The organism is Vibrio sp. Y2-5, assembly GCF_014596725.1.
Lineage (GTDB): Bacteria > Pseudomonadota > Gammaproteobacteria > Enterobacterales > Vibrionaceae > Vibrio.
Genome location: NZ_JACVEG010000002.1, coordinates 657,068 through 676,510 on the forward strand (window position 1 = coordinate 657,068; position 19,443 = coordinate 676,510).

A 19,443-nucleotide genomic window follows, 5' to 3' on the forward strand; every position below is an offset into this window, starting at 1 on the left:
ACACAAGGTTATAAATATGAAAGTGAAAGCTCTGACTCTAGCGCTAGCCTCTATCATGGCGTTAACAGCAACATCATCATTTGCAGCTAATGACGTTGATTTCAACTCTCCCTACATGAATGCGAAAGATACGCCACTAACCCACCTTCCAGAAAACGGTAATAACGCAAAAGTAAATCAAGAAACGGCCGCATACTGGAATCTAGACGTGAACAGCACGCAGCGTGCTTCTTACGATGACCCAATTACAATAAACGTTGCTGATGGTATCTGGACTTTTGCCACACGTTCAATTTTGAATGTCAGTGTGGTTGAAGCGCCTAAAGGACTGATAGTTTTTGATACTGGTGACAATGGGCATGATGCAGCAGAGTTCTATGCGATGTTGCGTAAAGAAACAGATAAGCCTATTGCTGCAATCGTATATTCGCACGAGCACTATGTCTTTGGGGCACGTTATTTTGTTGAACAAGAAGCAGCCCGTGGAAACAACAATATAACCATAATCGGTCACCCTAATACCAATTCCTCTATCGCTAAAAATGGCGGTGCCGCATCCATTCACCCAGAAACCAGTGGCATAACAATTGGTCGTAGTATTGAGCAGTTTAATGCGTATGCAACACCAGAGAAAGGTGACAATGCGGCTTACAAGAACACCATCATGCCAGACCAAAGTGGTTTCGTGCCAGTAAACTTATCGCCAACTTATGATGGTGAAACTATCAATGTCGCAGGCCTAGATATTGTGTTCTACATGGAAGGGATCGCTACTGATACTGCCAATCAGCTAATGTCTTATATTCCAAGTAAAAAAGCCGTAGTGAACAACGTTCTTTGGGGATGGTTCCCGAATATCTACAGTGCTCGTGGTGGACGTTACCGCAATCCAAATGAGTGGATGAATGCAGTAGAAAAAATCAAAGAACTCAAACCAGAAATCGTAATGTCAACGCATTCAACTTCAATGGTTGGTAATGACAAAATTAATAAGCGCCTGAAAGATTACCATGATGGTTTAGCGTTTGTACTTGACCAATCATTGAAACATATTGCATTAGGTCAAGGTCCAGACGAGCTTCGTTATAGCGTAAAATTGCCTAAATACTTGGAAGAATCGCCAATTCTTGTACAAAACTACGGTGAAGTATCCATCATGGCGCCACGCATTTACACGGCGTTATTCGGACAATTTGATCGTAATGCAGCACATTTGAATAAGTTGCACCCACAAGACGAAGCGACACGCATGGTCTCTGCAATGGGCGGCGAAGAGAAAGTTTACAATCTAGCGAAGACAGCTTTCGATAACGGTGACTATTTATGGTCGGCGCAACTTTCTGATTTTCTGGTCAAGATCAACCCGACTCAAGAGAACAAAGAGTTAAAAGCTGATGCTCTAGAACAGATGGGTTACCGTGCAACGTCAACTAACTCTCGTTCTTTCTATATGGCACAAGCGGCGGAACTTCGTGGAGAAGTGAATATCATTAAGAACGTTCCAGCATTACCTGCAGCTATCATGAAAAATATCAACGACTACGTTGACTACTACCGTATTCGTATCAACCCTGAGCGTTCAGGTGATACTGAGGCAACCATTAAATTCGATTTTGGTGACAACCATGTATACGGACTTGAAATCAGCCGAGCGGTAGTCAATTACCTTGATAATGCTGAAATGAGTAAAGCTAAATCAGATGTCACGGTACAAATGAAACCAGAAGTTTGGGCTGAAATATACAACAACCTTGCGACTTTTGATGATCTGCTAAAAGCAGGCAAAATTAAAGTCACTCAAGGTGATAACGCTACAGCTTCTCAGCTAATGGGATTGTTTGACCCTATTTATGATTGGAAAAACGATAAAGGCTTACAAGATTTAGCAAAAATGCTTGGTCAATCTGAAAAATAATTCGTTGTCACTTTTTCAGTAGTCGCCACCGGCGACTACTGATTATAAGAAGGAAAAAATATGAATACAGATATGTCACATCTAGGTCGTGAATTCCAAGTAACAAATGGTGACATTACCATTCAGGCTTATGACGAAGGTCAAGGTGAACCTATTGTTTTCGTTCATGGTTTCCCTGACTCAGCGAATGCTTGGCGTCACCAAGTTGAGCCATTTGTCAGTGCTGGCTACCGTGTCATTACTTTGGACATGCGTGGCTACGGTAAAACGTCCAAGCCAATGGAAAAAGAGCATTATCACATCACGATGCTTGCTTCAGATGTGAAAGCGGTTCTCGATCACCTAAATATAGAGAAAGCTCATATTGTGGGTCATGACTGGGGTGCGGTTGTATCTTGGGCGTTTGCGGGCATTTACCCACAAGCAACAAAATCTCTGACTGCAATTTCGGTTGGTCATCCGCTGGTACTACTCAGTATGCCTGATATCCAACAGCGTGAAATGTCGTGGTATTTCTTCTTTTTCCAATTGCCAATGGCGCAAGACTTACTTGCTGCTGAAGATTGGAAACTATTCAAAGAGTGGACGCGAAACCACCCTGAATGGGAACACTGGAAAGAAACCTTTAAAGAAGGTAAAGATATCGTTCCAGCGATTAACTGGTATCGCAACGCATTGAACCTAGAAAGCCCGATGAACGCTGAAGACCTTGGTCTAGTTCAAGCACCTTGTTTCGGTATTTGGTCAGAACATGACTATTATTTAGGTGAGAAGCAAATGAAGGACTCTGTGCATTTCATTGGTGAAAATGCCAGCTTTGAATTTGCTCGAATCAATGACGCGACTCACTGGGTACAGCTTGATAAGCCAGATGAAATCAACGAACTTGTACTCAACTTTACTGCTAAGCATCGCTAGAGCGCAGATGTTTTAAAGTGTTAATCAAGCCAGTAGTTCCCCCCTGCTGGCTTTTTTGTGTCATGCAATTTGCCCGAATGGGAACAGAGTACTCTGACATCTTCGGCTTTAAGTCTGTTAGACGACTCATTCAGAACGTCGAGAAATCATATCCCTTTAAGGTTTTTACCACGCGAAATACACCTTCAATTCTTAGCGCCGGCATAACTGAAGCAATTGCTCCTGTTCGCCATCTGGTCATCTATTCTTGTCAAACTAGAAAAATGAAGAGTTGTCTTATTAGTCTTGGGGGACAATACTGATTCGATATCGTTTGGTTTAGCACGTACGCTACAAGAGGATTTATTATGTTAGTAACATTTAGCTGTAAAAATCATGCAAATGTCACCATGTTCGGTGAAATTGCCCAGGAAATGATAAAAATGATGGGGCATAGTGGAACTGTACCAGGTGCAATTCTGGCTCCAAATGTTCCAGAGGCATTAGCTCAGCTAAAGAGTGCGCTTGAACAAGAAAATCGACTGGATCTTAATAGCGCTGAACCGGATGACGAAGATGATAGCTCAGAGTACACCGTCTCGATGATTAACAGAGCTTATCCCTTGCTTGAGTTATTAAATACAGCTATTGAGGGGAAACATAACGTTATGTGGGAGTAGCATTAACTCACTCATCAGAAGTTCTTCCTTCTCCAGAGTATCCAATGAAGTGGTTTCAGTAACTCGTTTATGCCCCTTTCCTTGTTAGAGTAAAGGCTCTTTCACATTCTGTTAATTGAACCTTGCCTTATCAATATTAATGAAACGATAGACGATTACTCAATCAGTTTTGCTGTCGTTCATTCCATTATACGCAGAGTCGTCACACAGTTTGCTGATATACATTGAGTTGCTTACTAAAGGCGAGCAGAATAGGAGGAGAAGCAACTATATGTTGTAAATTATTGCTCTCATTGACGTTTATCCGTTCAGAATTACAGGACTATGTTTTTGAAAGCCCCTGCTCTGTTTTTAGGTTTTGTTATATGAAAATATCCTCTTTCGCTTTGAAAAACTACCGAAGACTAGCCGACGTCAACTTGGTGCTCGATGATAAAACAACTGTCCTTGTAGGAGCTAATAATAGTGGAAAAACATCCTGTATAGGGGCGCTACATACCTTCCTGAAAAGCCCAGATAATCTAAAAGTTCGAGATATATCGAAGCGTAATTGGAAGGAAATCCAAAAGCTAGGCAAACAAATCGAACAAGAATTCCCTACTAGCGAGAAAATGCAGGAATTATCGGATGTTCTTACCAGTCTACTGCCGAGTTTAGACATAGAGATCACTGCGGAAGTGAATGAGGCATACAAGGTTCGTGACATCCTACCAGATCTGGAATGGCGTGGTGGTGCGTTATTTGTTCGCATAACTTACGAAGCAACCGATATTTCTAAACTGTGTCGTGAGTTTGTTGATATGAGAGGCGTTGTATCCAAATATACAGGTAAGGTAAGTTTGTGGCCCAAAGATCTATGTGATTTCTTGGAGAAAGGTCGTAACCTCAGTAAATTCATTAAGCAAAATCATTACATTTTGAGTAAGGGAGTCGAGCCTACTTCGAAAGAGGTTTTGCAGCCCCTAAAATCTGACGCTTTGAAAAAGTTAATCAGAGTCGATGTGCAATCTGAGCAACGCGGCTCAGGTGATGAAGATAAAACGGATCAAAAAGGACCATATTCGGAAAAGCAGCGGCTCAATAAGCTACTTCGAGGATATTACGATCGTATCTTGAACCCCGAAGATTTTCCTGAGCCAGAAGATCTTGAGGTCTTGGGTCATCAGCAAAACCTAGAAGAGGGGTTTACCAGTAGGTTGAACGATCAGTTCAATGCTCCCTTCGAAGAACTGAAGAACATGGGATATCCCGGTATCGGCGGCAATCCTACTGTTGAAATTGCCGCGAAAATTAGCGGCACGGATGCTTTACAAAAATCCTCATCGGTCCGATATCGTTTTGATACAAATGAAGAAGAGTTTCTTCCCGAAAGCTACTTAGGCCTTGGCTACCAAAATCTTATATATCTGACCTTTAGGCTTCTAGAGTTTCGTGACAAATGGATGCGCGTAGGAAAGTCGGCTTCATCTGAGGATAAAGTCGAGGATCAGATAGAACCAATCCATTTAGTTTTACTCGAAGAGCCGGAAGTTAATCTTCACGCTCAAGTTCAGCGAGTGTTTGTATCGAAAGCTTATGATACTTTGCGGAACCACCCCGATTTGCGCGACAAGGCAACCAAAAAAGATAAGTCTGAATACCAGACACAGCTCGTGATTAGTACCCACTCTAGTCATATTATCAACGATATTGATTTCAAAGATTTACGTTACTTCCGACGAAATGATGCGAATAAGTCCATCAAAATGGATCATACATCAATCGCAAACATGTCAGAACTTTTTGCGAAGGCAAAAGATGAACTTTTATTTGTTAGAAAACACTTGAAGCTCACTCATTGTGACATCTTCTTTGCCGATGGCGTTATTTTTGTTGAAGGCCAAGCTGAGCGCCTTCTTGTGCCTGAATTTATTTCCAAGAGTTTCCCGAAGTTGTCGAGTCGGTACATCTCTATGCTTGAGGTGAACGGTGCGCACACGCACAAGTACAGAAATTTAGTCGAGAAGCTTGGATTAGCAACTCTAGTGCTGACAGATCTTGATTCTGTTGATAGTGAAGGGAAGTCTTGTTTCCCGCAACAGAAGTCAGTTCAAAAAACTAATAATGATACCTTGAAGAAATGGCATCCAAAGAAAGAAGCGCTAGATGACTTGGTGACCTTACCTCAAGCGGAACATGCTACAACAAGTGGAGATGCACCGCTTTATGTTGCCTATCAAAAACCAACACAGATTTCTGGAGAAAAGATTTTATCCCGAACTTTTGAAGATGCGTTAATTTTGGCGAATTTCGAGGATGATTATTTCCAGAACATTAAAAAGCTCAAAGATGCGAAAACTGATTTTGAAAATGGCACGGAACCGTTGTCGAAGTCACTTTTTGACTATGTGCAAGGCTTAAAGAAGGGTGACTTTGCCTTCAATTGCCTCTTTCATCTCGCGGATAATGAGGCGAATAGCTTCAATCCTCCAGAATATATGAGCGATGGTCTTACGTGGTTGCAAGATCAACTGTCACCAAAAGCGTAGGGGAAAATTATGTCAGAGCAATTTTACTTGGCTGGAACCAAACCTATCGATCATGATAATAAAGTTGATGAAGCTATCCGTGAGTGTCTAAGTATTGGTTCGGGGAAAAGCTTCATCACCTTCGCAGGGGCGGGGTCAGGCAAAACCTACTCCCTTAAAAAGGCTCTAGAATTCCTGAAAGTTCAATATTCTGATGACTTTATTCTTAAGGGAAAGCAAATTGCTGTTGTGACCTTTACGAACAACGCAGCCGATGAAATAAAAGATCGGATTGAACAAAGCCCAATCTTTGCGGTTTCGACGATTCATAGTTTTTGCTGGTCCGCTATTGCTGGTTTCAATGAGGATATTCGCAAGTGGTACTTGGAAAAAATCCCCACTGATTTAGAAGATCTTGAAGAAAAAGAACGGAAAGGTCGACCAGGCAAGGCTTCTGATGCTCGAAAAAGAGATATCATTCGTTTGACTAAAAAAATGGAATGGCTAGCAGAGCCACGATCTTTTATTTACGACCCAAATGGAGTCAACTCCTCCCCGAATTCGCTGTCGCATGCAGATGTCTTAAAAATTTTCTCAACTTTTTTGATTAATAAGCCGATGATGGCTGAAGTCATAGTAAATAAGTTCCCTTTTATATTTCTCGACGAAAGTCAGGATACCAACAAAGATGTAGTCAGTGCATTTTTTGAGCTGCAAGATACCAAATCGGATAAAGTTGTCATCGGCTTGTTTGGAGATACGATGCAGCGCATCTTTGGCGGGGGTGAACCTGAACTAGGCAACACAAAGCCAAGCGATTGGATCACTTTCAATAAGGAAATGAACCATCGGTCAGCACGACGTATCGTGGGGCTAGGCAATCAAATACGTAATGCAGGTGATGAACGGAAACAGTATGCCCAAGAAGGAGCAGCAGAAGGTTACGTACGATATTTCTTATTAAAGCAAGGTGTTTCAGATAAAGATGACATCGAATTGGAAATTCGTGAGACTATGGCGGAAGTTACGGGGGATGCTGACTGGATAGATATTCAATCAAAAGAAACCGCTATCCTACTTCTGGAACATAAGATGGCTGGTCGTCGGCTTGGCTTTGATACTCTTTGGGACAAGCTTTCAAAATCAGGCAAAATTAAAGATCGGATTTCTGAAGGTGAAAATACAGAGCTGAATTTTTTTGCTGGCATTGTTTTTCCTATTGCTGAGGCGAGTTTGAAGAAAAACCGAGCTGAATTAATGTCTATCTTAAGGGAAACGAAGTCGCCACTTTTGGAAGCCAGTGTGCTTGATTCTCACAAGGATGATCCGCTAGCGCTTGCCCGAGCAGCAGAACATGCGTTTAGAAGTGTGATTTCAAATGTTGAGGTTAGCTTTCGTGAAGTTCTAGAAGTGCTTGCTGAGCATAACCTCCTAAGAATTCCGGCGAAATTGCAGTCTTTTGTAGCTACCACTGAAGAACGCGTGGTTGAATCAAAGCTAGATCCAGCTGAAGCCATACTGGAGGTAGAACCTGAAGAGTGGGATGACAGCGAGATTTCTGCTTGGGCTGAAGCCTTAGAGACTGATTTCTTTCAAATTCGGAACTATAAAGAATACATTGAGGAGAACTCAATCTTTCGCACCCATCAAGGCGTGAAGGGTAACGAATTCGATCGTGTTATGGTTATCATGGATGATGATGAAGCCGGCGGGTTCTTATTTTCCTACGAGCAGTATTTTGGCGTAAAGGAACTTTCTCAAAGTAGCAAGAAAAAGCAGGATGCGGGTGAAGAAACTGGTTTGGATCGCACTCGACGGTTGTTCTATGTTACATCTACACGAGCGAAAAGTAGTCTTGCCCATGTGATATACACTTCCGATGTAAACAAACTAAAGACAAATCTTCTTGAAAGAAAATTTGCTCGAGAAGGTGAGATTATTGAGCTTTAAGGAAACAAGTCTCGCGAATGGGAGCCAATCATGCGTTTTTGTTTCTAGGGTTTTAACTTACTTTTACTAATCTTATATTGGTGAGCTACCACAAATAACTTAGCTCACTTCTGTCCAGAACCTTCACAGTTGGCACTTCGTAACTCAGAAGTGCTCCTTTCTGTATTTAGAATAATTTATACCAGCTTGTACTGTGCCATTATTTGACCAAATTGATCTAATGTCCAAAGCATGACCATTACATTTCATAAACGAATGTATTTTCCATCATATTGTCATCCTTGAGGTTAAGCCGTTTGGGCAGACGCAGTAGCGTTAAACGGAAGGTGCGTAGTGTATAAGCGAAGAGAACTATTATCGCAACTCAACTTCTAGCTGCCTCTAACAAGTTAACGGAGAGAGCTTGGTGTTCAACTTTCTGTATCAACTATTGATTTTAATTCATTGTTTTTAAAGAAAATTAATTAAAACATTTTTCCCATCTATGATTGAAATTAATCGGGGTAGATACGTGCCTATTGAACAATTAATAAAAATAAAATGTAGCAATGATCACTTTTCTAATTTATAAATGTAGCAAGTGCTACTTTGTGGCGTTAAATTATTAAAAGAAAAACATAACGAAGCAAAAGGTCTTATATGAAAAACTCAAAATTGTTCTCAAAAGCGCAGAACTTAGGGAAAGCATTTATGCTTCCTATTGCTGTTCTGCCCGCCGCAGGTCTCCTTCTAGGGATTGGCGGTGTATTTTCGAATCCACATACAATTGAAATGTATCCATTATTGGATATCCAATTTCTTCAGTCACTGTTTGTACTAATGAGAAGCGCAGGTTCAATAGTATTTGGTAATTTGTCACTGTTGTTCTGTGTAGGTGTTGCGGTTGGCCTAGCAAAATCAGATAAAGGAACTGCTGGTTTAGCCGCGGTATTAGCATATTTGATCATGAACGTGACAATAAATGCAATGCTAAGTATTACGGGGACACTAGCTGCATCCCACCTAAAAGAAGCAGGGCAAGCTGTAGTGCTAGGTACTCAGACTTTACAAACCGGAGTTTTAGGCGGAATTTTATGCGGTATATTAGTAGCAGTACTTCATGGTAAGTATTACAAAATTGAACTGCATTCTTTGCTAGCATTTTTTAGCGGCTCACGTTTTGTTCCCATTGTCGCTTCTTTTGCATCTATTTTCCTAGGCGTGTTTTTATACTTTTTTTGGCCATTTTTTCAGCAAGGAATTTCAGGTTTAGGGGCGTTAGTTGAGACTACAGGTTATGCGGGTACCTTTGCATTTGGCGCAATCCTTAAAACATTGCTTCCTTTAGGTCTTCACCATATCTTTTACATGCCATTTTGGTTCACGAGCGTTGGTGGTGAAGCGGTTGTTAATGGTGAATTGGTTCAAGGCACGCAGAACATCTTCTTTGCTCAGTTAGCGGATCCAAATACGGTTAAATACACTGAAGGTGTGTCCCGATTCATGTCAGGCCGATTTGCTGACTTTATGTTTGGTATGCCTGGTGCTGCCCTAGCTATGTACCATTGCGCTAAACCTGAAAATCGTAAGAAAGTTGCAGGTATTTTATTATCTGGTGCATTAACTTCTTTCATTACAGGCATCACTGAACCATTAGAATTCATCTTCCTTTTCACTGCACCACTGCTATATGTATTCCATGTTATAGGCGTTGGTCTGGCGTTTATGCTTTGTCACATGCTTGATATTACTGTAGGTATGACATTCTCTGGTGGCGCAATAGACTTTACTTTGTTCGGCATTATGCAAGGCAATGATAAGACCAACTATCTATTGATGTTCCCCGTAGGTGCCTTCATGTTCGCATACTACTACTTTGTATTTAGAACATTAATTACATGGAAAGATCTTAATACTCCAGGACGCAGAGATGATGCAGAAGATGAAACTCCTGAAGGCAATAGCTCAGTGAGTGGCGATGAAAAGTTAAAAGGTATTATTCAAGCATTTGGTGGTAAAGATAACATTCTAGATTTGGATTGTTGTGCAACACGACTACGTGTCAACGTAAAAGACGTTAGCCTTGTGCAGGATGATAAGTTTAAAACCTATGGCGCGTTGGCGACAGTAATCCAAGATAACGGCATTCAAGTTATCTTTGGACCGCAGGTTACAGTAATTAAAAACCAACTTGATGAATATATGGTTCAGGGCGCGTAACGAGAAGGATGGTGCATATTGCGCCATCCTTTTCATTGAGATGTGAAAGGGTAAAAAATGAAAGCTGTTGTATTAATGTTTGATACGTTAACTCGTCATCATCTATCAACATATGGTGGTGATGCAATTACACCGAATTTTGAGCGTTTAGCGAATAAAACTGTTCAATTTGATAAGTTTTTCGTTGGTAGCATGCCCTGTATGCCGGCAAGAAGAGATATGCATACTGGCCGATACAATTTTCTTCACCGTAGCTGGGGACCTATCGAACCTTTTGATTTCTCAATGCCTGAGTATTTATCGAAAAATAAAATTCACACTCATTTAGTTACTGACCACAAGCATTACTGGCGAGACGGTGGGGCAACTTATCATACTCGTTATACAACTTTTGAGTTTGTTCGAGGTCAGGAAGGTGATGCTTGGAAAGGCCATGTTGAAAAGCCGGATGTTGCCTATGATGCGGAAGGTCAGGAGCAACAAGTTGTCGTAGAACGACGTAAGAAACGCATAGCTCAGGACATGATTAACCGTGAGTATATGAAGACCGAGTTAGAGCATACCCTTAGTAGGACAATAGAAGGGGGATTATCCTTTATTCGGACCAACTTGAATCAAGATAATTGGTTCTTACAGCTTGAGTGTTTTGACCCTCATGAACCTTTCTTTGTACCGGAAAAATATCTGCAGATGTATGGATGTACTCAATCAGACTTTAATGGTTGGATGTACTACAACGCTAATACTGACTCTGTAGAGAAACAGAAACTAATTAAAAAATTCTACAAAGCACTATTAACAATGTGTGATGACTACCTTGGTAAAGTCTTGGATGTCTTTGATGAGCACAATCTTTGGGACGATACCATGCTAATGGTATGCACTGATCACGGCTTCTTGTTGGGAGAGCACGATTGGTGGGGTAAAAACATCATGCCTTTGTACGAAGAAGTAGCACACACACCATTTTTCTATTGGGATCCACGTCTGAAGTTGCAAGGTACGAAAACGGACTTCTTAGGTCAGTTAATTGATATCCCTGCTACTTTACTGGATTTCTTTGGTCATGAAGTTCCCCCACATATGCATGGCCGTTCTTTTTATACTGCTTTACGTAATAACCAGCCAATTCGATCACATGCATTATATGGTTATTATGGAGCTCACCTTAATATTACTGATGGTCAATATGTCTATATGCGTTCTCCCAAAGAACGCAAAAATACTCAGTATGAGTACACTTTGATGCCGACCGCGATTGACAGTCGATTTACGACTGAACAATTAAAAGGGGCAAGTTTGAGTGAAGGGTTCGCTTTTACAGACTATACGCCGGTACTAAAGGTCCCAACTACGGTTAACTACACCAATTCCTATCGATTTGGTGACAAGCTATTTGATATTAATTTAGACCCTTATCAAGTGAATCCCTTAGATAACGATGAGATAGAGTTATTGTTACTTGAGAAGATCAAGCTCATGTTGACTGAGAATGAGGCTCCTGAGGAGTTGTATAAACGCTATGCATTAGAAAGTATTACGCCTTACACCGTTCGTGAGGAAAAAGCGCAATTTGAACGATACCAATTATCTGCTTATCAGAATTATACTTTGAGTCATCATTGCGTTGCTGAAGGTTTAGAAGTCCTAGGGCACATTACGGGTAGCCCGGAGAAGGATAAGGCAAACTTATTAGCGTTAGTGAATGAAAATGAACAAATCACACCAGAATGTGTTTACGGTCTGGCGAGAATTTTGTATCAGGGTGAGTCGCTTAAAAAGGCGATCTATCAGTTAAATCTAGCGATGAGATATGATTAATGTCAACGACTTACTGCATAGAAAATGAGTATTTACGTGTAAATATTAGTCAGCTAGGTGCTGAGATCGTGTCTATCTGGTCTAAAACTCGAGCTGAGGAACTCTTGTGGCAAGGGGAAGAGTGGCAAGGTCGAGCTCCCATTCTGTTTCCAATCGTTGGTAACCTCCCTAAGGGGCAATATAAAGCAAAAGGTCAAACCTATGAATTGCCCAGACATGGATTTGCGCGTAGTTCACTGTTTGAATTACGCGATTCGTGTCCACATAGTTTGACTTTAGGTTTACAGGATAGTGAACAAAGTCTGTTCAATTATCCGTATTCATTTGATTTATCAGTTACTTACCATTTGGAAGAAAAGACGGTTAATGTCTCTTTTAGTGTTGCTAATTATAAGGAAAATGAACTGATATTTTCGCTTGGTTTTCATCCCGCATTTTCAGCCAGCGATGATTTGGATTTGATATTTGAAGATTCACCCAAAAGTTATTGTTATGGAAATCAAGGGTTTGTTGACTTTTCATCCCAACCTCAGATAGACATGAGTACATCTCTTCCATTATCAAAAGTAGATTTTTCCCGTGGTGCTATTTATATGCGCAACACTAAGTCTCAGCAAATAACTCTTAAAGATGGAACAAGAAAATTAGGTATAGCACTGCCAGACGTACCTTATGTTGTAGTCTGGAAAAATCCTGGTAGCGAATTTATTTGCATCGAACCTTGCTTTGGTATTACCTCACCATCAGATGATGACGTTTTATCATTGAGCGACAAACCCGGTGTTGTAAGGCTCGAATTCGGAGAAAATTTCACTACGATGAGTCAAATTAAGGTGATGTAGTAAACGCTACATTTGTTGTGGTAGGATAGTCGCATTGTAACTTAATGATATTTATTTATGCCTCCATCTCCTTTATTACTGCAACTAAAAAATGCTCGATTTTCAATGACTAAAGCCGAGTCTCTTATTGTGGACAAAATCATAGAAAATCCAAGCTATTTTGTCAGGGCGTCGGCTCGTGAGTTTTCTTCATCAACCGGTGTAAGTGATGCTTCTGTTATTCGTTTTTGTCAGAAATACAGTTCATTGGGTTATCAAGAGTTTAAAGATCAGTTACACAAAGAATTAATAATGTCTACTCAGGGAGAGAAACAGGCTATTTCTCCGGATATTTATGTAGAAGATGACTTAGAGAGCACTATAGATAAAGTGGAATCAATCATTAACTATAGCGTTCGCGATACAAAAGCTTTATTGGCAACCGAAGCCTTACAAAAAGCGGTTGTTGCAATAGAAAAAGCGAATCGTTTGTTCTTTATTGGGCTTGGTGGTTCTGGTTTATCTGCTATTGAAGCTGGTTATAAGTTCAACCGTATTGGCTTTGACGCAAATAGCTTTAATGAAAAGCATACAATGTATTACAAAATTCAGTACACCAAACCTGATGACTTGGTTGTTGTGATCTCTCACTCCGGAGAAAGTGAAGATCTAGTAAAAGCGGCAGAAACAGTTCAGCAGAACGGCGCTACTATTGTCGCTATTACGCAAAGTAGTAACTCTACTATTGGTAAACTTGCCCATATCGTTATCCAAAATAGTTCGCAGGGCGAGCTTTACCAAGGGGATTCAATAGGTACACGTATTTCTCAAATGTATCTACTTGATATTTTATATACTGAAGCACTAAAACATTGTTTTGAAAACGTTAAGTTTTCCAAAATTAATATCAGGAGTAAGATTAATTAATTATGAGTTGGAAGAAAAATGGTATTGACCCAGATTATCGTTTCTCATTAGCCAATGAGAGAACCTATCTTGCCTGGATTCGTACTGCGATTGCTATCTTAGCTGGCGCCATTGCCATTGACCAATTGTCATTAGATATAGCGACACCCGAGTTAAGGATTGCATTATCCGTTATCTTGTGTGGTTTTTCGGCGGTTATTGCTGGGTGGGCGTATTCAAGATGGGCTCATAATGAACGAGCGATGCGTAGTGAACTACCCCTTGATTACCCATGGATAATGAAAGTAGTCAGTGTCATTTTTGGCTTAATTTCCCTAATCTTAATGTTATTCATTGTCGTGGGTTAGTGATTATGGAAAAGCCTGGCTTGCAATACGAACGAACGCTACTGTCATGGTGGCGAACGTTGCTATCAATGATAGTTATTGTTGCTGCGATCGGGCGTATTGGCTTACTGTCGTCCAACTCTATACTCGTAATTACCGCCGCCTTACTGCTTTCTAGTTCAATATTGCTCAGCCTATTCACCACAATAGATTTAAGCCGGAATATTAAAGGAATACCATCACTAGTATATGGACCTTTTATTATTCAAAAGAGATGTCTTAGTGGGGTCTTAGTATTTGCGGCATTATTTTATGCAGTCACGATCTGCTTACGCTTATTATCGAATTAAGTTTGAGGTACTAATGCAAACCGTTAATCAATGCCATGTTATGAGTAAGCCAAGTAGCTCCAAGTGTAATTTGGACTGCAGTTACTGTTTTTATCTGGAAAAAGAAAAATTATATCCAGACCAAAGCCAGTGGAAGATGACTGAAGAGACGTTAGATCTTTACGTAAAACAGTATATCGAAGCACAACATGGAGCAGAGGTTCAATTCGTTTGGCAAGGTGGTGAACCAACATTAATGGGTATTGGCTTTTATAAGAAAGTCATTGAGCTTTGTAATAAATATAGTGCTGGAAAAAGGATCACTCATTCATTTCAGACAAACGGTATTTTGCTAAATGATGAATGGTGTGAGTTCTTTGCTGAACATCAGTTTTTAATTGGTTTATCTATTGATGGTCCAAAGACTCTCCATGATCATTACAGGCTGAACCGTGCACAAAGAGGCTCCTTTGATAAGGTTCTGGCAGCCGCAGAGCTATTGCAAAAACACAAAGTAGATTTTACTACTTTGACTGTAGTCAGTGATGCGAACGCAGATTGTGCTCTGGAGGTGTACCAGTTTTTAAAACGGATGGGTTCTACCTATATGCAATTCATTCCGCTAGTTGAGCGTGAAATGGAAGGCGTTTCTGAAGATGGATTAAGTTTTGTATCTCCGGAAGTCAAAGAAGCTCGCGTGACTTCCTGGTCGGTTTTGCCACTAAAATATGGGCGATTCTTAACCACCATTTTTGATGAGTGGGTGAAAAAGGATGTTGGTAAAGTTTTCGTTCAAACTTTTGATAATACGATCTCTTCTTGGTGTGGCGAACAACCTGGTATTTGTATTTTTTCCGAGACTTGCGGACACGCGTTTGCGTTGGAGGCGAATGGCGATTTATACAATTGTGACCATTTTGTGTATCCCGAGCATAAACTGGGAAACATCCACGACATATCAATAGATGAAATGAATAATAGCGTTCAAGCTATTGAATTTGGTTTGGATAAGAAATCATTACTAACGCCAGATTGCAAAAATTGTGAGTTTCTGTTCGCCTGTAATGGTGGGTGTCCAAAGCATCGATTTAATGTTTCCCCATCTGGTTTTCCTCAACATAATTACTTCTGCCAAGGATATAAGCATTATTTTCGTCATGTTACTGAGACTATGGGGCAAATCCGAGAGTTGATTTTTAATCGCCACCCAGTAAACGATATAATGATTTTAAAAAGTCTTCAGGATTCTAATTCAGAACGTCTGGTACAAAAGGTCGAGCGTAACAGTCCTTGTCCATGTCGCAGTGGTAAAAAATACAAAAAATGCTGTGGGAATGGGTTGCTGTGAGTTGAACCAAAAATATTGAAAACACATCTAAGTAAGTTTTGTCCAGAGGTTTGCTGATGGGGCGTGTAACACAGAAATGAGCCCCAACGAACTGACCACCTAGCCAGTACAGCAGTAGACCAAATTAATCTAATCTGTACTTTGGGTGCTTATACAGAACCTTTCCCTAGTTCTACCCCGAAACTCTCTATCGATTCATTGAAAGGTGGCGTTATTGTAAACGCCACACTTTTCCGGTTGTAGACGCTAGTCAACTTTGATTTTTGCGACTGAAATACTGACTGCTCCCATCTCAAGAAAGTACTGTTCACCTGTATTTGTAGGTAACTGAAAATCCACATGTGTAGCTAAAGTCTCTGCCTGCAAGTATCTTAAGTACTTTTCTATCCAATTTCTTACGTGATCTGATGTGTTCATAGACACCGAAATCTTATCCGTCACACCAAAACCGGAGGACTTTCTCAGTTTCTGAATACGGCTCACAACTTCTCGAATCATCCCTTCTGCAACTAACTCTTCTGTGAGGTTAGGTTCAAACTCCATTGAGATATAACGGTTAGAAACCGCGTTTACCTCCTCCTTCGCCTTTCTGTAGATGACAATGTCTTCTTCTGAAAAACGTTGTCCATCAATTTCCAGAAACCCAACTTGCTGAAGTTGATCAATATCAGTCGGTGCAAGCTTAGCAATCAGATTGGCATAGTGTTTCATTTGCTTACCCAGACGTTTTCCCAGTACTGGAAAGTTTGCCTTCGCGTAAAGGTCGATAAATTTTCCTTCCTCTGTACTAAAACTTAAGGACTTAAAGTTAAGCTCCGCTTTTATGTAATCAGACAAACGTCGAATGTCATCCAGCACTGTTTTATCTCGGTGCAGCACCGTTGCCTGGCTCAAAGGTGTTTTTAGCTTTACTTTAATATCATTTCTCATTTGTCGGCCCATGATGATCAAATGTTGAAAACTCTGAACACTTGTCTCGAGATTGGGCACCCTGAGCTCCTCGATTGTTTGAGGATAACGACGCAAATGCACCGACAATGGCCGCTGAGCATTCTCGTCATACTCCTTAAGCTGTTGATAAATGAACTCCGACAAGAAAGGGGCAAACGGCGCCATTAACGTCGTAAACGTGTCTAGACAATAATAAAGGGTGGCGTAAGCGCTCTCCTTGTCCTTATTCATTTCAGGTTGCCAGTAACGCGAACGGTTCAGGCGAATATACCAGTTGGTTAAATCTTCCAAAAACTCAAACAAAGGTGGTACCACTTCATACAAATGGTACGCCTGCATTTCAGCGTTCACTCTTTCTTTCAAACTTTCCAAACGAGAAACAATCCACTGATCAAGTACGTTGTTTCTCGGCGCGGAGCCTTCGACTTTCCATCCGTCGATATCAGCATAGGTTTTAAAGAACTTAAATCCGTTATACCAAGGGAGCAGTACCTGTCTCACCATTTCCTGAACGCCTTTATCAGAAAATTTCTGTTCCTCGGCTTTTACCAGACCAGAATTGATCAGGTACAATCGCAACGCATCGGCACCGTACTGTTCCATTAGGATATCGGGAGCTGTGTAGTTTTTTAGCCGTTTAGACATTTTCTTACCGTCTTCCGCCATCACAATGCCGTTAACAATGACATTGGTGAAAGCGGGTTTTCCGAACAGGCACTCGCTCAACACTTGTAAGGTGTAGAACCATCCTCGAGTCTGATCTACCCCTTCAGCGATAAACGATGCAGGAAAACTTGCTTCAAACTCTTGCTTGTTCTCGAATGGATAATGAACCTGCGCATAGGGCATTGAGCCTGACTCAAACCAACAATCAAAGACTTCCGATATCCTACGATACACACCATCCTCTCCGGCTAAAGTAAAAGTTAAATGGTCGATATGATCCCTATGCAAGTCTTCAATTTGAGCCCCGGTTAAAGACGTCAGCTCTTCGATAGATCCGACACAGTATGGTTTTTCTGTAACATCATTTATCCAGATAGGCAGTGGCGTCCCCCAGTATCGATTTCTTGAAACCGCCCAATCAATCGCATTTTCCAGCCATTTGCCCATTCGACCCTGCTGGATATGTTCTGGCACCCATTTGATCTGGTGGTTGTTTTCAACCAGTTTGCCTCTCAGTTGGGTTACACCGATATACCATGAAGGCACCGTTCGATAGATGATTGGCGTATCAGAGCGAGGGCAAAAGGGATAACTGTGCATTAACGTGTCATGCCGATACAACAGCCCTCGTTCGTTAATGGCCTGAATTATCGATTTATCAGCATCTTTCACATAAATGTTGGCAAAATCACTCACTTCCCCAGTAAAGCGACCTCGGCTATCCAGTGGACATACACTAGCCTCGACACCGTTTTCACGGCATACTCGTTGATCTTCCTCACCAAAAGCGGGGGCGATATGGACAATACCGGTACCACTTTCCTGCGATACAAAAGTATCCGCGAGGACTTTAAACGCACCTTTAGCTTTGTGCTGTACAAAGTAAGGAAAGATAGGCGTATAGGATTTACCCGCAAGATCTGAACCCTTAGTGGTAGAGAGCACTTCGACTGAATGTCCTTTAGAAAAACGCTCTAATAACTCTTTAGCAATCCAAAACTTTTTACCTACGGACTGGTCGAATACCTTAACGTAATCAAAGTCAGGATTTACGCAGAGAGCAAGATTTGAAGGTAAGGTCCAAGGTGTTGTCGTCCATGCTGCGAGATAACCATCTTCGTCTTCTAGTTTAAACAGTACCGAAATTGCGGGGTCTTGCACATCTTTGTAGTTCGATGTTGCCTCAAAGTTTGATAACACGGTTTCGAGTTCTGTTGAGTAGGCGACAACCTTTTCCCCCTGATAAACCAAACCTTGATCCCACAGCTGCTTAAACACCCACCATACGGATTCCATATACCAGGGTTCCAGAGTTCGATAGTCATTATCGAAATCTACCCAACGGCCTAGGCGGGTTATTGTTTTCTCCCACTCCTGTGTATACCGTTGAACGATACCACGGCATTCGTCGTTATATTTAGCGATACCAAACTTCTCTACCGCTTCCTTAGCCGACATCCCCAATGATTTGTCTATCTCATGCTCGATAGGAAGACCATGACAATCCCAGCCAAATCGCCTTTCAACGTAATGTCCAAGCATGGTTTGATAGCGAGGGATGATGTCTTTGATAGTGGAAGCAACTAAATGGCCGTGGTGGGGTAACCCTGTAGCAAAAGGAGGACCATCGTAAAATACGAACTTAGGTTTATCTTTTGACTGCTCCAGAGATGCCTGGAATACGCTGTGCGTTTCCCAGAATTGCAACATGTCATGTTCAGCATCCACAAAAGAAAAACTTGTTGATGGAGATGCCTGTTTTTGTTTAGAACTCATATTTACCTCTTAACTTAAGAGCCTAAGAGGTAAGTACAAAAAACCCGCCTCTTAGGCGGGTCTTAAAATTTAGTTGCACTAACTATCCCACCATTTCTTGAGAAATGATGATAATAATTCGTTGGAAGTTAGGCTTCATATTCATAAATACAGAGTTGCACTTACCGCTTTGTTTGTCAATCAGTGGAGAAGTGAATGGGGCCACATTCATGTCTGTTTAGCGCATGGTTTGCAATACCAGAGGTGATCCGAACAGTCAGATTGTGTTTTAGTTTGTAACTCGGTTTCTGTCCACCTTCGAGTCAGGCTGATCTGACTCATATGTGCCTC

Annotated in this window: 13 protein-coding genes; 12 read left to right on the top strand and 1 reads right to left on the bottom strand. The window is 41.1% G+C overall.

Annotated elements, in window-relative coordinates; all coding sequences use genetic code 11:
- Window positions 1-16 precede the first annotated feature (16 nt).
- The 12 genes from HUO09_RS08090 to HUO09_RS08145 all read left to right on the top strand — a co-directional run bounded on the left by HUO09_RS08090 (window position 17) and on the right by HUO09_RS08145 (window position 15,720).
- A complete protein-coding gene (locus HUO09_RS08090) occupies window positions 17-1,915 on the top strand; it encodes an alkyl sulfatase dimerization domain-containing protein (RefSeq protein ID WP_167411588.1) in 1,899 nt (632 codons plus the stop codon).
- A gap of 60 nt (window positions 1,916-1,975) precedes the next feature.
- On the top strand, window positions 1,976-2,833 hold the full coding sequence (locus HUO09_RS08095; protein ID WP_188233608.1) for an alpha/beta fold hydrolase: 858 nt from the start codon (window positions 1,976-1,978) through the stop codon (window positions 2,831-2,833).
- A 347-nt stretch (window positions 2,834-3,180) separates the two neighbouring features.
- The gene (locus HUO09_RS08100; RefSeq protein ID WP_188233609.1) at window positions 3,181-3,492 is read left to right on the top strand and encodes a DUF1840 domain-containing protein; all 312 of its coding nucleotides are present in this window, start codon (window positions 3,181-3,183) and stop codon (window positions 3,490-3,492) included.
- A 365-nt stretch (window positions 3,493-3,857) separates the two neighbouring features.
- Window positions 3,858-6,020: an ATP-dependent endonuclease gene (locus HUO09_RS08105; protein WP_188233610.1), complete on the top strand. Its 2,163-nt coding sequence runs from the start codon at window positions 3,858-3,860 to the stop codon at window positions 6,018-6,020.
- Window positions 6,021-6,029: 9 nt separating this feature from the next.
- A complete protein-coding gene (locus tag HUO09_RS08110) occupies window positions 6,030-7,949 on the top strand; it encodes a UvrD-helicase domain-containing protein (protein ID WP_188233611.1) in 1,920 nt (639 codons plus the stop codon).
- A gap of 639 nt (window positions 7,950-8,588) precedes the next feature.
- On the top strand, window positions 8,589-10,148 hold the full coding sequence (locus tag HUO09_RS08115) for a PTS transporter subunit EIIC (RefSeq protein ID WP_188233612.1): 1,560 nt from the start codon (window positions 8,589-8,591) through the stop codon (window positions 10,146-10,148).
- A 57-nt stretch (window positions 10,149-10,205) separates the two neighbouring features.
- Entirely contained in the window at window positions 10,206-11,969 is a 1,764-nt protein-coding gene (locus tag HUO09_RS08120) for a sulfatase (RefSeq protein WP_188233613.1), read from the top strand.
- Window positions 11,969-12,811, top strand: a complete 843-nt coding sequence (locus HUO09_RS08125) for a hypothetical protein (protein WP_188233614.1) — start codon at window positions 11,969-11,971, stop codon at window positions 12,809-12,811. The genes HUO09_RS08120 and HUO09_RS08125 overlap by 1 nt, the downstream gene beginning before the upstream one ends.
- A gap of 57 nt (window positions 12,812-12,868) precedes the next feature.
- Complete coding sequence (locus tag HUO09_RS08130; RefSeq protein ID WP_188233615.1) at window positions 12,869-13,717, top strand: MurR/RpiR family transcriptional regulator; 849 nt, start codon at window positions 12,869-12,871, stop codon at window positions 13,715-13,717.
- 2 nt (window positions 13,718-13,719) lie between these two features.
- A complete protein-coding gene (locus tag HUO09_RS08135) occupies window positions 13,720-14,064 on the top strand; it encodes a YidH family protein (protein WP_188233616.1) in 345 nt (114 codons plus the stop codon).
- 5 nt (window positions 14,065-14,069) lie between these two features.
- Window positions 14,070-14,393, top strand: a complete 324-nt coding sequence (locus tag HUO09_RS22580; RefSeq protein ID WP_188233617.1) for a DUF202 domain-containing protein — start codon at window positions 14,070-14,072, stop codon at window positions 14,391-14,393.
- Window positions 14,394-14,406: 13 nt separating this feature from the next.
- Window positions 14,407-15,720 carry an anaerobic sulfatase maturase gene (locus HUO09_RS08145; protein ID WP_188233618.1) on the top strand — a complete coding sequence of 438 codons (1,314 nt, stop codon included), beginning with the start codon at window positions 14,407-14,409 and terminating at the stop codon, window positions 15,718-15,720.
- 246 nt (window positions 15,721-15,966) lie between these two features.
- Here the strand turns inward: HUO09_RS08145 and ileS are convergent, their stop codons facing one another.
- Entirely contained in the window at window positions 15,967-19,113 is a 3,147-nt protein-coding gene (gene ileS / locus HUO09_RS08150) for an isoleucine--tRNA ligase (RefSeq protein ID WP_188233619.1), read from the bottom strand.
- Window positions 19,114-19,443: the final 330 nt, after the last annotated feature.